The organism is Curtobacterium sp. ODYSSEY 48 V2 (assembly GCF_023712625.1).
GTDB lineage: Bacteria > Actinomycetota > Actinomycetes > Actinomycetales > Microbacteriaceae > Curtobacterium.
This window is the reverse complement of the sequence record NZ_JAMAXX010000006.1, coordinates 1-14511: the sequence shown is the minus strand read 5'-3', so window position 1 is coordinate 14511 and position 14511 is coordinate 1. Positions and strand designations below refer to the sequence as shown.

Genomic DNA, 14511 nt, shown 5'->3' with positions numbered 1-14511 from the left:
TCTAGAACCCCGGGATGAGACCGACCACGAGGTCGATCAGCTTGATACCGATGAAGGGGACGATGACGCCGCCCAGCCCGTAGACGAGCAGGTTGCGTCCGAGCACGGACGATGCCGAGGCGGCGCGGTAGCGCACACCCCGCAGCGACAGCGGGATGAGCGCCACGATGACGAGCGCGTTGAACACGACGGCCGACAGGATCGCCGACGCCGGGCTGTGCAGCCCCATGACGTTGAGCGCCGCGAGGCCGGGGAACGCCGCCTGGAACATCGCCGGGATGATCGCGAAGTACTTCGCGACGTCGTTGGCGATCGAGAACGTGGTGAGCGCCCCGCGGGTGATGAGCAGCTGCTTGCCGATCCGGACGACGTCGATGAGCTTCGTCGGGTCGGAGTCGAGGTCGACCATGTTGCCGGCCTCCTTCGCAGCGGTGGTGCCGGTGTTCATCGCGACGCCGACGTCGGCCTGCGCCAGGGCGGGGGCGTCGTTCGTGCCGTCACCGGTCATCGCGACGAGGTTCCCGCCCTCCTGTTCCTTCCGGATGTAGGCGAGCTTGTCCTCGGGCGTGGCCTCGGCGAGGAAGTCGTCGACGCCGGCCTCGGCGGCGATCGCGGCCGCGGTGCGGGGGTTGTCGCCGGTGATCATCACCGTGCGGATGCCCATCGACCGCAGCTCCGCGAAGCGCTCGGCCATGCCGTCCTTCACGACGTCCTTCAGGTGCACGACCCCGAGCAGGTCGACGGCGCCCGAGGCCGAGCGACGGCCGACGACGAGCGGCGTCCCGCCCTGGTCGGAGATCTCGGCGACCGCGGTGTCGACCGCGGCGACCACGGCGGCGTCGGCAGACCCCGACCAGGCGAGCACGGCGGCCGCTGCACCCTTGCGGATCTGCGATCCGTCGGCCAGGTCGAGCCCGGACATGCGGGTCTGCGCGGTGAAGGGCACCTCGACCGCACCCGCCGGGGTGCCGGGCGTGATGCCGTCCTGCTCGGCGAGCGTGACGATGGAGCGGCCCTCCGGCGTGCTGTCCGCGGCGCTCGACAGGGCTGCGGCCTCCATGAGCGTCGCGACCGTGACGCCCGGGACGGGCACCACGCGCGATGCCTGCCGGTTGCCGTACGTGATCGTGCCGGTCTTGTCGAGGAGCAGCGTGGTGATGTCCCCGGCCGCCTCGACCGCGCGCCCGGACATCGCGAGCACGTTGTGCTGCACGAGCCGGTCCATGCCGGCGATGCCGATCGCCGAGAGCAGCGCGCCGATGGTGGTCGGGATGAGGCAGACGAGCAGGGCGATGAGCACCGGCACGCTGACGGTCGCACCGACGAGGCCGGCGATGGGCTGCATCGTCAGGCAGACGATCACGAAGACGATCGACAGCGACGCCAGCAGGATGTTCAGCGCGATCTCGTTCGGCGTCTTCTGCCGCGCGGCACCCTCGACGAGCCGGATCATCCGGTCGATGAAGGTCTCGCCGGGCGTCGAGGTGATGCGCACGACGATCCGGTCGGACAGCACCCGCGTCCCACCGGTGACGGCGCTGCGGTCGCCACCGGACTCGCGGATGACGGGCGCCGATTCGCCCGTGACCGCGGACTCGTCGACGCTGGCGATGCCCTCGACCACGTCACCGTCGCCGGGGATGACCTCGCCGGCGACGACCACCACGACGTCGCCCTTCGCGAGGTCCACCGAGGCGACCTCCTCGGTGTCGTTCGACAGCGCGGCGGCGTCGGACGCGTCCCATCGCAGCACCCGGCGGGCGCTGGTCGTCGAGCGGGTCTTCCGCAGGGTGTCGGCCTGCGCCTTGCCCCGGCCCTCGGCGACGGCCTCGGCCAGGTTCGCGAAGACGACGGTCAGCCAGAGCCACACCGCGATCGCGGCGGTGAACACCGACGGCTCGACGAACGCGGTCACGGTGGTGAGCGCGGCGCCGACCTCGACGATGAACATGACGGGGTTGCGCCACATCAGGCGCGGGTCGAGCTTGCGGAGGGCGCCCGGGAGGCCCGCCGCCAGTTGACGGGGACCGAACGCGGACGATCGGGTGACCGGCCGGGAGGCACTGCTCGCCTCCGGCGCGCTGGTCACGGTGGACGAGGGGGTCGGGGTGGACACGGGTTCGGTTCCCATCAGGAGAGGGCCTCCGCGAGCGGGCCCAGGGCGAGCACGGGGAAGTAGGTGAGTGCGGTGACGATCACGGCGACGGCACCGAGCAGGCCGATGAACAGCGGCCGGTGCGTCGGCAGGGTGCCGACGGTCGCGGGCACCTTGTCCTGTGCGGCCAGGGACCCGGCGAGCGCCAGCACGAGCGCGATCGGGATGAACCGGCCGAGCAGCATCACGACGCCGAGCGCCGAGTTCATCCACGTGGTGTTCGCGGTGAGACCGCCGAACGCCGAGCCGTTGTTGTTCGCGCCGGAGGTGAAGGCGTAGAGCAGCTCGGACAGCCCGTGGTTGCCGGGGTTGAAGATGCTCGTGCCGAGGACCTGCTCACGGACACCCGGGATCACCAGGGACAGTCCGGTGCCGAGCAGCACCAGGGTCGGCGTGACGAGGATGTACAGCGCCGCGAAGGTCATCTCACGGGCGCGGATCTTCTTGCCGAGGTACTCCGGGGTCCGGCCGACGAGCAGTCCGCCGATGAACACCGTGATCACGGCGAGCACGAGCATGCCGTACAGGCCGGAGCCGACGCCGCCGGGGCTGATCTCGCCGAGCATCATGTTGAGGAGCGCCATCATCCCGCCGATCGGCGTGAAGCTGTCGAACATGCCGTTCACGGCGCCCGTCGACGTGGCGGTCGAGGTCGTGCCGAAGAGCGTCGTGCCGAGGATGCCGAAGCGCATCTCCTTGCCCTCCATCGCCGCACCGGCCGCCTGCGTGGCGCTGCCGCCGCCCGCGAGCTCGGCGATCGACATCACCGAGAGCGACACGAGGAAGATCGCGCCCATCACGGCGAGGATCGCGTACCCCTGGCGGTCGTCACCGACGAGCCGCCCGAACGTGCGGGGCAGCGAGAACGGGATGACGAGCATGAGGAAGACCTCGACGAGGTTCGTCCACGCCTGCGGGTTCTCGAACGGGTGCGCCGAGTTCGCGTTGAAGTAGCCGCCGCCGTTCGTGCCGAGCTCCTTGATCGCCTCCTGCGACGCGACGAAGCCGTCGGGGATGTGCTGGGTGCCGCCTGCGAGCGTGGTGATGTCCGTGCCGCTGCCCCACGACTGCACGACGCCGCCGGCGACCAGGACGATCGCGAAGACGAACGCCCCGGGGAGCAGGAGCCGGCCGGTGCCGCGGACGACGTCGACCCAGACGTTGCCGAGCGTGCCGCTCCTCCGCCGTGCGAACCCGCGCACCAGGGCCACGGCGACCGCGAGCCCGACCGCGGCGGACAGGAAGTTCTGCACCGCGAGCCCTGCCATCTGCACGGAGTACCCCACGGTGGCCTCGGGCGAGTACGACTGCCAGTTGGTGTTCGCGACGAAGGACGCGGCGGTGTTGAACGCGAGCGACGGGCCGACGTTCGGCAGCCCGAGGTCACCGGGCAGCACGACCTGGATGCGCTGCAGCAGGTAGACGAGCAGCACGCCGACGGCGCTGAAGAGCAGCACGCCGCGTAGGTACGCGGGCCAGGACTGCTCGGCGTCGGGGTCCACACCGATCACGCGGTAGACGCCGCGCTCGATGCGGGCGTGCTCCGTGGGCGTGTAGACACGCGCCATCCAGTCACCGACCGGGCGGTACGCGACCACGAGGAGCAGGACGAGGGTGGCGACCTGGGCGATCCCGGCCCAGGTGTCGGCAGCGCTCATCAGAACCGCTCCGGGTGCACGAGCGCCCACACGAGGTAGACGACCGAGGCGATGCCGAGGACGGCGGCGGCGATGGTGACGACGATCACAGCCGCTCCACCCCCTTGGCGATGAGTGCCACGACACCGAACACGGCGAGGACACCGGCGACGACGAAGACGTCGAACACGAAGGACTCCGTTGGTTGCTGCGGGTCCGACGCCGGGCGGCGCGGACCGCACCACGTGTGGTGCGGTACCGATGCTGGTTCCGGCCGTGTGCCTCCAGGCCGGTCCTCACGGAATCCTCACGCCGTCCTGACGGACGCGTGCACCGCCCTAACGCGCAGGGCACGAGGGAGCTTCACCGTTGCCCGCCGTGGACGGCTCGGCTATCCTCGGAGCATCACGATCGGCCCGCTCGCCTCACGGCTCGGGCCGATTTTCTCGTCTCGGGGTGGGAGGACGAGGTGTCGTACGCGAAACCGTGGCTGTCGATCGACGAGCAGATCGCGTTGCTGCGCGAGCGGGGTCTGTCCATCGAGGACCACGACCGCGCGGCAGCAGCGCTTCGCGAGAGCGGCTACTACCGCCTGAGCGGCTACCTCCACCCGTTCCGTGTCTCCGGAACGGAGATCGACGAGAGCGGACGCCACACCACCGTCGTGCTCGAGCAGTACCGTCCCGGTGCCGACCTGGACGCAGCCTGCGAGCTGCTCACCTTCGATCGGTCACTGCGCCTGCTCGTCCTCGAGGCGGTCGAGCGCTTCGAGGTCGCCTTCCGGACGTGTCTTGCACACGTCCTCGGGGCGGTGTCTCCGTTCGCCCACGAAGATCCAGCGATCTTCAACACGGCCTTCTGCGCACCGCGGAACGGGGACGACCCGAGGAGCGAGCACGCTCGGTGGCTCGACCGCCTGGAGGACCGGAAGACCCGGTCGGACGAGTCGTTCGTCGCGCACTTCCGCGAACACTACGACGGTCGGATGCCCATCTGGGTGATCGTCGAGCTGCTCGAGCTCGGTCAGGTGTCACGCCTGTACGGAGGACTGCGGAACGACCTCGCGACGGAGGTCGCTGCATCCTTCGCCGTCCCGACGAAGCAGCTGATGCGGAGTTGGCTCGCCTCGGTCAACTACGTCCGCAACGTCGCGGCCCACCATTCGCGACTCTTCAACCGCAAGCTCGTCACCGCACCGAAGCGGGCGAGCGCAGAGCAGGTCCCAGCGCTCGCACACCTCGTGGTCGGCCGGGCACCGAAACGCTTCGGCGTGTACGAGGTCCTGGCAGTCCTGGCGTACCTGCTCGATTCCGTGCCGTCGAACGTCGACTGGCAGGTCCGTACCGCAGAACTCCTGTCCGCGTTCCCGGCGGTCGACGGGATCGACGTCGGTTCGATGGGTCTCGTCCCCGCCTGGCTCGACGAGCCGATCTGGAGCCGACGCCTGAGGGAGGACGGTCCGGTCAGTCCCTGAACGATCGGCGCAGTCGGGTGGCGAGCGCGTCGACAGCGGCGCGGAGTTCCTCCGGCCCCTCGACCACGAACGGCACCGTCAGCCCGGCGATCGCGCCGGCGAGACCGTCCCACGACCAGGACCCGAGCGTCAGCCGTCGACGGTCGTCGTCGGCATCCTCGAGCACGGCGCCCTCCGGCAGGAACGGGGCGACCCGCGCGGCGTCGGCAGCGGTCAGCGAGACCGACCCCGTGCACGGCCACGCGTCGTCGCGGTCGGACCCCTTGAAGCGGGCCGCCACGAAGGCTGCCACGTCCCCACCGGGTACGGGTCGCTGCACGAACGGGAGCCGCGTCCGCATCCGCGGGGCGATCCGGTCCACCCGGTAGGTCCGCCAGTCGTCGTGCTCGGGCTCCCACGCCAGCAGGTACCACCGACCGTGCCGGGCGACCACCGCGTGCGGTTCGACCCTGCGGGGACGGTCGTCCGTGCCGTACCCGAACCGGAACACCTCGTGGCGCTGCACGGCCTCGCTGACGGCCACCAGCACGTCCGGATCGACCCGCGGGGCGGACGATCCCACGACGGCATCCACCAGGTCCACCCGGTTCCGGAGCCGTTCGGGCATGACCTGTCGCACCGTCGCGAGCGCGCGGGTGGCGGCCTCGGCGATGTCGGCACCCGATGCCGGCGCCACCGCGAGGGCGAGGGCGATCGCCACCGCCTGGTCGTCGTCGAACAGCAGCGGCGGCAGGTCCGATCCGGCGGCGAGTCGGTAGCCGCCGGCCGGACCGCGGACGGAGTCGATGCGGTAGCCGAGGTCCCGGAGGCGGTCGACGTCGCGGCGGAGGGTGCGCGGACTCACGGTCAGGCGACCGGCGAGCTCGTCGCCCGTCCACTCCCGGTGCACCTGCAGCAGGGAGAGCAGCGCGAGCATGCGCGAGGAGGGTCCGGACACGTCGTCCATCCTCGTCGGAGAAGCGGTCACGATCTGACCGCAACGCTCGCGACACTCGATCCATGAGCATCGAGACCACGACCCACCTCAACTTCGACGGACAGGCCCGCGAGGCCCTGGACCACTACGCATCCGCGTTCGGCGGCACCGTGACCGCCGCCACCTACGGCCAGATGGGCGCGTCCCAGGACCCCGCCTGGGCGGACCGCATCGTGTTCGGTCAGGTCAACACCGAGGCCGGCTTCCGGATCATGGCGTTCGACGTCTGGCCGGACCAGCCGTACGACCAGGGCACGAACGCCTGCTACGTCTTCGTGCACGGCGACGACGCCGACGAGGTCACCCGGTACTGGGAGGCGCTGTCCGAGGGTGCCGAGGTGCGACAGCCGCTCGCGCCCTCGCCGTGGGCCCCGCTCGCCGGGCAGCTGCGCGACCGGTTCGGCGTCGTGTGGCAGTTCGACGTGGCGGCGCCGCAGGGCTGACACCCGACCCCGGCACGTGGACGGCCGACGGCAGCGCCTCAGTGCCGCCTGGCGACCGTCCACGTGCTCACGGTCACCGCGGCCGTCACGGCCGTCGGCGCGAACACCCGGTCCGGATCGACGTGGTGGTGGCTCGGGCCCATGTGCACCACGTCGTGCACGTCCTCCGCGGACAGCTCCATCGTCCACGTGAGGTCCTCGGACCCCTGCAGCGCGAACGTCGGCTCGAGCGACTCCCGCAGCCGCCGCTCCTTCTCCGGGTCCACCGCGATGGTCGCCTCGGCGAGCTCCGCCAGGTGTCCGGTCCGTGGCGTCACGACGACGAGCACGCCGTCCGGGTGGAGCACCCGCGCGTACTCCCGCTGGTTGCGCGGGGCGAAGACGTCCAGCACGACGGCCGCCGCGTCGTCGACGACCGGGAGGCGCTCGGTCACGTCCCCGACGACGGCGCCGGCCCGCGGGTGGACGCGTGCCGCCCGCCGGACGGCGACGGGTGACAGGTCCAGCGCGACCCCGAGGCGGGCAGCGACGGGGCCTGCCGGGGCCGAGCCGGGCCTCCCGGCCGACGCAGTCTCGTCCGGTCCGTCCGCGTCCAGCACGTGCGCGAGGTAGGTGCCGGGGCCGGAGCCGACGTCGAGGACGACGCCCGGGGCCTTCGTGGCGGCGACCACCGCGGCGAGCGCCCGCTCGACCGGTGCGTAGTGCCCCCGCCCGAGGAACCGGATCCGCGCGTCGACCATGTCCGGGGTGTCCGCGGTCAGGGCGCGGCGCTTCGCGGGCAGGAGCGTGAGGTGGCCCTGCTTCGCCTCGTCGAACCGGTGTCCGGTGGCGCAGCCGACCTGCCCGCCGTCGACACGGGCGAGGGGCTCGGCGCAGACGGGGCAGGCGAGCACGGGGAGCAGGTCGTCGCGCACCGACCCAGCGTACGGGCGTCGGTAGCCTGGCCCGATGGCACTGGAGCAGCTCTTCGGCCTCGACGGACGCCGTGCACTGGTCACCGGGGGCAGCTCCGGCATCGGTCGGGCGATCGCGCTCGCCCTCGCGGACGCGGGTGCCCACGTGCTGGTCGCGGCGCGCACGCGGGAGGCGATCGACGAGACCGTCGCGACGATCACCGCCGACGGCGGATCGGCCGCCGGTGTCGTCGCGGACCTGTCGACCCGGGCGGGCGCCCACGCGCTCGCGGACGCCGTCGGCGAGGTGGACGTCCTCGTCAACTCGGCCGGCATCAACCTGCGACCGCCGATGCCGGACCTCGACGAGGGCACGTGGGACGCGACGATGGCCGTCAACCTCGACGCACCCTTCGTGCTCGGCCAGCGGCTCGCGCCCGGCATGGCCGCACGCGGGTACGGCCGGATCATCGGCATCAGTTCGCAGCAGGCCCACCGCCCCTTCGCCGCGAGCGGCGCGTACGGGGTGTCGAAGGCCGGCCTGGAGGCGCTGGCACGCTCCCAGGCGGAGGCCTGGTCGGGCAGCGGGGTCACCTCGAACGTCCTGGTCCCCGGCTTCGTGCAGACCGCGCTCAACAGGCGACTGTCCGCCGACCCCGAGCGGGTCGCGGCGCTCGCCGCGCGCACGCTCGTCGGGCGCAACGGCGAGCCGTCGGACTTCGCGGCCGTGGCGGTGTTCCTGGCCGGACCGGGGTCCGCGTACGTCACGGGCCAGTCGATCGCGGTCGACGGCGGCTTCTCGGTGCACTGACCCCGTGCACTGACCTCCGCGCCCTGACCGCCGGGCACTGACCGCCGTGCGGCGGGCCGACGGTGGAAGCCGAGGTCTGCTCGGTAGCGTCGGTGCATGGCCGTCATCCACCGCGCAGAACTCCGACCGTCCAAGGCCGAGGCCCTCGCCGCCTGGCTGCCAGCGCAGCCGTGGAGCGGCCTCACCGCCGGTGCCGCCGTCGAGATCGTCACCCGCTTCCGGTTCGACGACCCCGAGGGCGAGGTCGGTGTCGAGGAGATCGTCGTGCGGACGCCCGAGGGACGGCTCCTGCACACGCCGCTGACCTACCGCGGCGCTCCGCTCGACGGCGCCCGGGGCTCCCTGGTGTGCGAGATGCACCACTCCGTGCTCGGGCAGCGCTGGGTGTACGACGCCGTCGCGGATCCGGTGTACGCCGACGTCCTGCGTCGTGCGATCGCCACCGGCGGGCACGAGGCGGAGCTCGAGCGCGCCGACGGCTCCGGACGGTTCGACAAGGAGGGCACGGCGGTCGGCAGCGGGTCGGCGCCGGACTCCCCCACGGTGACGTCGGCCACAGCCAGCACCGACGGGACCGAGACGACGGTGCGCACCGACCACGGCGACCTCGTCGTGCTGCGGGTGATCGGGCTGCCCGTGCCGGACGGCGAGACACTGACCGCGACCTGGCGCGACCGCTCGGCCGTCGTCGCGGTCCTGCCCGCCTGACGGACCCGGTCGCGGCCGCTCCGCGACGTGCCCCGTCCGGGGGACTCGGAGCTTCCGGGCGTCTGATTGCAATGTGCAACTTCAAGGCGGGACCGACTGGGTGGGGCTGCTCCCCGCCTCGGTGGTCACCGCCGCCGCCGACCACGACCTGAGCGGCCCCCTCGCCGACGACGAACGCGTGGCGATCGCCCGTGCCGTCCCGTCGCGGCGTGCCGAGTTCCGGACCGGCCGCCTGCTCGCCCGCCGCGCCCTGACGGCGATCGGCACCCCGGTGACGGCGCTGCCCGTGGGTCGGAGCGGGGCTCCCCGCTGGCCCGAGGGCGTGGTCGGTACGATCACCCACTGCCCCGGTCTGCGCGCCTGCGCCGTCGCCCGGCGCGACGACCACGCCGGCATCGGCATCGACGCCACCCCTGCGCGACCCCTGCCGCCCGGAGTGCTCCGACGCATCGCGGACGTCACGGACGACCGTGTCGCGCGGGGTCTCACCGCACTCCGGCGAACCGGGGTTGAGAGTCCGGACAGCGTCCTGCTCGCCGCGACCGAGGCCGTCGCCAAGGCCCGCTCGGCCGCGCACGACGGCTGGTTCGGCATCGACGGTGCCCACGTGGAGCTGCGCCCGGACGGGACCTTCACGGCGAGCGCGCGTCGCGGCGCGGCGTTCGCGGCGACGGGACGGTGGGCAGTGGACCGGGGGACGGCGCGTGCGGGCATCGTGCTCGCCGCGCGCTGAGAGGCCGCGCGCGGGGGCGCGTCGGACGAACGAGGAAGGGAACCACCATGGTGCAGCAGGACGAGGACACCTCCGTCGAGGCGGTGTTCGACCGGTACGCCGACCGAACGGCGATCCGACAGCGGGACGGCGAGGTCGTCACCGACACGAGCTTCCGGGAGCTCCGGGACCGTGCGCGGGCCCTCGCGGCGGTGCTCGGCGAGTCCGTGGCCCCGGGTGACCGGATCGCGGTGCTCGGTCCGCCGAGCGCCGACGTCGTGACCCTCGAGCTCGCGTGCTCGGTGCTCGGCGCGGTGAGCGTGCCGCTGCAGACCAGCGCGGCCGTCGAGCAGCTCCGTGCGATCGTCGACGAGACGACGCCGGTGTGGCTGGGCGTCACCGCCGACCAGGCCGCGACGGCCCGGGCGGTCACCGACGCGGCCGCCGCCGAGGTGCACACCGTCCTGCTCGACACGACGGGTGCGGCCGGCGCGGCGACCGGGGCCGAGGGCACCGACGGTGCGGCGGCGCTGCCGAGGCTCGCCGACCTCGTGGCACGGGGCCGCGACCTGCCGCAGCCGACCCCGTGGCGACCGGCGCCCGACGAGGACCCGCTCGCCCTGCTGCTGTACACCTCGGGCAGCACCGGGACCCCGAAGGGCGCGATGTACACGCGGTCCATGGTCGAGCGGCTCTGGCACGCACTCCGGCCGGACCACCCGGACGCCGTGACCGTCGGCTACGCCTACCTGCCGCTGAGCCACCTGACCGGTCGCGCGGCGCTGCTCGCCACGCTCGGCCGCGGCGGCACCGTGGCGCTCGCGACCTCGACCGACCTGTCGGCCCTGTTCGAGGACCTGCGGGTCTACGCACCGACCGAGCTCGTCCTCGTCCCGCGGATCGCCGAGATGGTCCGCCAGGAGGGCGCCCGCGAGGAGCAGCGCCGGCTCGCGGCCGGAGCCACCGACGCCCCGGCCGTGCGTGCTCAGGTGCAGGACGACCTCCGGACACGTGCCTTCGGTGGTCGCGTCGGGCAGGCCGTCTGCGCCAGCGCCCCGCTCACGCCCGAGCTCCGTACGTACCTCGAGGAGTGCCTCGGCGTCCCGCTGCACGACCTGTACGGCTCGACCGAGGCGGGCAGCATCCTGCGCGACGGCGTGGTGCAGCAGCCACCGGTCACCGAGCACAAGCTGGTGGACGTCCCCGAGCTCGGCTACCGCACCACCGACCGACCGCACCCGCGCGGCGAGCTGCTCGTGAAGAGCACCGCGGTGATCCCCGGGTACTTCCGCCGCCCGGACGTCACCGCCGCGGTGTTCGACGAGGACGGGTTCTACCGGACCGGCGACGTGATGGCGCAGACCGGTCCGGACACGTACGAGTACCTCGACCGCCGGAACAACGTCATCAAGCTCTCGCAGGGCGAGTTCGTCGCGGTCTCGGCCCTCGAGGCGACCTTCGGTGGGACGCCGGAGGTCCGGCAGATCGCCCTGCACGGGGACAGCAGGCACGCGTTCCTCGTCGCGGTCGTCGTGCCCGTCGACCCGGAGGCCACGGAGGGCGACCTGCTCGCCGCCCTCCAGCGCACCGCCCGCGCCCACGGGCTCGCGCCGTACGAGGTGCCCCGAGCGATCATCGTCGAACCGGACCCCTTCACGGTCGACAACGGCATGCTCTCCGATGCCCGCAAGCTCCTCCGCCCCCGGGTCACCGCCCGCTACGGGGACCGGTTCGCCGCGCTCTACGACGCGGTCGCCGAGCAGCAGAGCGGCACCCTCGTCGCGACCCTGCGCGAGCACGTGGGTGACGAACCGACCGTCGACACCGTCGTCCGTGCCGCCCGTGACCTGCTCGGTGCCGAGGTCAGCACCGAGACCGCCTCGGCCGCCCGGTTCTCGGACCTCGGCGGTGACTCGCTGTCGGCCCTGACGTTCTCCGGCGTCCTCGAGGACGTCTTCGAGACCGAGGTGCCCGTCGGTGTCATCACCGACCCGACGAACGACCTCGCCGCCGTGGCCGCGTACGTCGAGCGTTCGGCCGCCGACGACCGGCCGACCGTCGCCCGCGTGCACGGCGCCGACCCGACGGTGCTGCGGGCGTCGGACCTGCGGGTGGACCGCCTGCTCGGTGCGGTCCCCGCGCCGGTGGCACGCGCACCCCGCCCCACCTCGGCCGGGCCGCGCACCGTCCTGCTCACCGGCGCGAACGGCTACCTCGGCCGCTTCACCGCGATGGACTGGCTCGAGCGGCTCGCACCGGTCGGCGGCACGCTGGTCTGCGTCGTGCGCGGGTCGGACGACGCCGCTGCCCGCCGTCGACTGGACGCCGCCTTCGCGGCCGATCCCGCGTTCGCCGACCGGTTCGCCGAGCTCTCGGGGTCGCTCGAGGTGGTCGCCGGGGACGTCAGCGAGCACCTGCTCGGCCTCGAGGAACCGCGGTGGGAGGACCTCGCCGCGCGGGTCGACCTCGTCACGCACGCCGCCGCCCTGGTGAACCACGTCCTGCCGTACACCGCGCTGTTCGGGCCCAACGTCGTCGGGACCGCCGAGGTCGTCCGGCTCGCGATCGCCGCCGGGAGCGTCCCCGTCACCTTCGTGTCGAGCGTCGCCGTCGCCGGTGGAGCCCGCCCGAGCGCGACCGAGGACGTCGCCCCCGACGCCCCCGCGGCACTCGACGAGCGGGCGGACCTCCGGGCGACGATCCCCGAGTGGACGATCGCCGACGAGTACGCGAACGGGTACGGCGCGAGCAAGTGGGCGAGCGAGGTGCTGCTCCGCGAGGCGCACGAGCAGCACGGCGTCCCCGTCGCGGTGTTCCGCTCCGACATGGTGCTGGCGCACCCGCGCTGGCGCGGCCAGGTGAACCTGCCCGACGTGTTCACCCGCCTGGTCTGGAGCGTGCTCGCGACCGGGCTGGCACCCGTGTCCTTCGTGCAGCGGACCCCGGACGGCCGGGTGCAGCGCTCGCACTACGACGGCCTGCCCGCCGACTTCACGGCCGCCGCGATCGACGCCATCGGCGCGTCGGTGGTCGACGGCCACCGGACGTTCAACGTCGTCAACCCGCACGACGACGGCGTCTCGCTGGACACCTTCGTCGACTGGCTGGTCGAGGACGGGTACGCGATCGAGCGGGTCGCGGACCACGCCGAGTGGGTCGAGCGCTTCCGGTCCGCACTCGAGGCGCTGCCGGACGAGGACCGTGCACGCTCGGTCCTGCCGCTGCTGCACGCGTTCGCGACCCCGGAGGTGCCGCACGCCGGGTCCGCGATCCCCGCGGACGCATTCGCGGCCGCGGTCCGCTCGGTGCGTCCGCTCGGCTCGCCGGACATCCCGTCGCTCGACCACGCGCTCGTCACCAAGGTGGCGGACGACCTGACGTTCCTCGGTCTGCTCGGCCCGGCCGCGTCGCCCACGCGCTGAGCACCGGACGGGAGGCGCGGTGCCGGTCCGGCACCGCGCCTCCCGTCCGTCACCCGGTCGCGTCGGGCGTGACTGCCGGACCCGGCCCGACGGGCACCGGCAGGGCCTGTCTGCGCGCGGCGAGCTGCTGGCAGGATCGAGCGCGTGAAGACACTGGAGTTGCCACAGACCGACCTCACCGCGTCCGACGTCGTCGTCGGCCTCATGCGAATCAACGACATGAGCGACGAGGACATCCGCGAGCTGTACACCGCCTCGCGCGACGCCGGCGTCACGATGTTCGACCACGCCGCCGTGTACGGCGTCTGGCACGGGTGCGAGCAGCGGTTCGGTTCCGCCGTCACCCTGTCGCCGTCCGAGCGCGCCGACATCCAGCTGCAGACCAAGGTCGGCATCCGCCCGACGCCGGACGGCGCGTACTTCGACTTCTCGTACGAGCACATCATCGAGTCCGTGCACGAGTCCCTCGAGGCGCTGCGGACCGACTACGTGGACGTGCTGCTCCTGCACCGTCCCGACGCCCTCGTCGAGCCCGAGGAGGTCGCCCGGGCGTTCGACGAGCTGCACGCCGCCGGCAAGGTGCACCACTTCGGCGTCTCGAACCACACCCCCGGTCAGGTCGAGCTGCTGAAGCGGTCGGTGCGGCAGCCGCTCGCGTTCAACCAGGTGCAGCTGAGCATCACGCACGCCAACGTGATCGCGCAGGGCCTGACGGCGAACATGGCCGGGCTCGACCAGTCGATCGACCGCGACAACGACATCCTCAACCACGCCCGCCTGAACGACGTCACGCTGCAGGCCTGGTCGCCGTTCCAGAAGGGCTTCTTCGACGGCGTCTTCCTCGGCGACCGCGAGCAGTACGCCGAGCTCAACGACGTGCTCGAGGAGCTCGCCTCGGCACACGGCGTCACCCCGACGGGGATCGCGGTCGCGTGGATCACCCGACACCCCGCGCACTTCCAGGTCGTCCTGGGCACGACGAACCCGCAGCGGGTGCGGGACTCGGCCGCGGGTTCCGACGTCCGGCTCTCGCGCGAGGAGTGGTACCGCGTCCTGACGGCGGCGGGGCACACCGTCCCCTGACCGGGCTGCGGGGCTGGCCCTGAGCGTGCCGCGCTCCGGAGCCCGGCCTCGACCGTGCCGGGCTCCGGGGCTGGGCCCTGACCGTGCCGCGCTCAGCACAACGGGGAGCACGTCGCGCCACGGAAGTCCGTGGTGTCGCGTGCTCCCCGTTGTGCTGACGCACGTCGTGCCCCCAGGCTGCTCGGCTCGGTCGGGAG

At 72.8% G+C, this 14511-nt stretch carries 12 protein-coding genes; 7 read left to right on the top strand and 5 right to left on the bottom strand.

All coding sequences use genetic code 11. From position 1 onward, the window contains the following. Position 1: 1 nt before the first annotated feature. Genes kdpB through M3666_RS10210 form a run of 3 tightly spaced genes read right to left on the bottom strand, consistent with a single transcriptional unit; the run spans position 2 to position 3902 of the window. Entirely contained in the window at positions 2 to 2131 is a 2130-nt protein-coding gene (gene kdpB / locus M3666_RS10220; RefSeq protein WP_251155161.1) for a potassium-transporting ATPase subunit KdpB, read from the bottom strand. Further along, the gene (gene kdpA / locus M3666_RS10215) at positions 2131 to 3813 is read right to left on the bottom strand and encodes a potassium-transporting ATPase subunit KdpA (protein ID WP_251155160.1); all 1683 of its coding nucleotides are present in this window, start codon (positions 3811 to 3813) and stop codon (positions 2131 to 2133) included. The genes kdpB and kdpA overlap by 1 nt, the downstream gene beginning before the upstream one ends. Then, positions 3813 to 3902, bottom strand: coding sequence for a potassium-transporting ATPase subunit F (locus M3666_RS10210; protein ID WP_058729515.1), 90 nt, complete (start codon positions 3900 to 3902; stop codon positions 3813 to 3815). The genes kdpA and M3666_RS10210 overlap by 1 nt, the downstream gene beginning before the upstream one ends. A gap of 359 nt (positions 3903 to 4261) precedes the next feature. Here M3666_RS10210 and M3666_RS10205 point away from each other — a divergent pair, with 359 nt between their 5' ends. Next, complete coding sequence (locus M3666_RS10205; RefSeq protein WP_251155159.1) at positions 4262 to 5266, top strand: Abi family protein; 1005 nt, start codon at positions 4262 to 4264, stop codon at positions 5264 to 5266. Here M3666_RS10205 and M3666_RS10200 read toward each other — a convergent pair. Next, complete coding sequence (locus M3666_RS10200) at positions 5256 to 6203, bottom strand: helix-turn-helix transcriptional regulator (protein WP_374109581.1); 948 nt, start codon at positions 6201 to 6203, stop codon at positions 5256 to 5258. The genes M3666_RS10205 and M3666_RS10200 overlap by 11 nt on opposite strands. A 62-nt stretch (positions 6204 to 6265) precedes the next feature. Here M3666_RS10200 and M3666_RS10195 point away from each other — a divergent pair, with 62 nt between their 5' ends. Then, a complete protein-coding gene (locus M3666_RS10195) occupies positions 6266 to 6685 on the top strand; it encodes a VOC family protein (RefSeq protein ID WP_209684854.1) in 420 nt (139 codons plus the stop codon). A gap of 38 nt (positions 6686 to 6723) precedes the next feature. On the opposite strand, the gene M3666_RS10190 is transcribed toward M3666_RS10195, so the two are convergent. Next, on the bottom strand, positions 6724 to 7599 hold the full coding sequence (locus M3666_RS10190) for a putative RNA methyltransferase (RefSeq protein ID WP_251155158.1): 876 nt from the start codon (positions 7597 to 7599) through the stop codon (positions 6724 to 6726). Positions 7600 to 7633: 34 nt separating this feature from the next. Here M3666_RS10190 and M3666_RS10185 point away from each other — a divergent pair, with 34 nt between their 5' ends. The 5 genes from M3666_RS10185 to M3666_RS10165 all read left to right on the top strand — a co-directional run bounded on the left by M3666_RS10185 (position 7634) and on the right by M3666_RS10165 (position 14314). Next, positions 7634 to 8389: an SDR family NAD(P)-dependent oxidoreductase gene (locus M3666_RS10185; RefSeq protein ID WP_066657233.1), complete on the top strand. Its 756-nt coding sequence runs from the start codon at positions 7634 to 7636 to the stop codon at positions 8387 to 8389. Positions 8390 to 8485: 96 nt separating this feature from the next. Then, complete coding sequence (locus tag M3666_RS10180; protein WP_066657243.1) at positions 8486 to 9097, top strand: hypothetical protein; 612 nt, start codon at positions 8486 to 8488, stop codon at positions 9095 to 9097. A 73-nt stretch (positions 9098 to 9170) separates the two neighbouring features. After that, complete coding sequence (locus tag M3666_RS10175) at positions 9171 to 9830, top strand: 4-phosphopantetheinyl transferase (RefSeq protein ID WP_251155157.1); 660 nt, start codon at positions 9171 to 9173, stop codon at positions 9828 to 9830. A 47-nt stretch (positions 9831 to 9877) separates the two neighbouring features. After that, on the top strand, positions 9878 to 13231 hold the full coding sequence (gene car / locus M3666_RS10170; protein ID WP_251155156.1) for a carboxylic acid reductase: 3354 nt from the start codon (positions 9878 to 9880) through the stop codon (positions 13229 to 13231). 144 nt (positions 13232 to 13375) lie between these two features. Then, positions 13376 to 14314, top strand: a complete 939-nt coding sequence (locus M3666_RS10165; protein WP_251155155.1) for an aldo/keto reductase — start codon at positions 13376 to 13378, stop codon at positions 14312 to 14314. Positions 14315 to 14511: the final 197 nt, after the last annotated feature.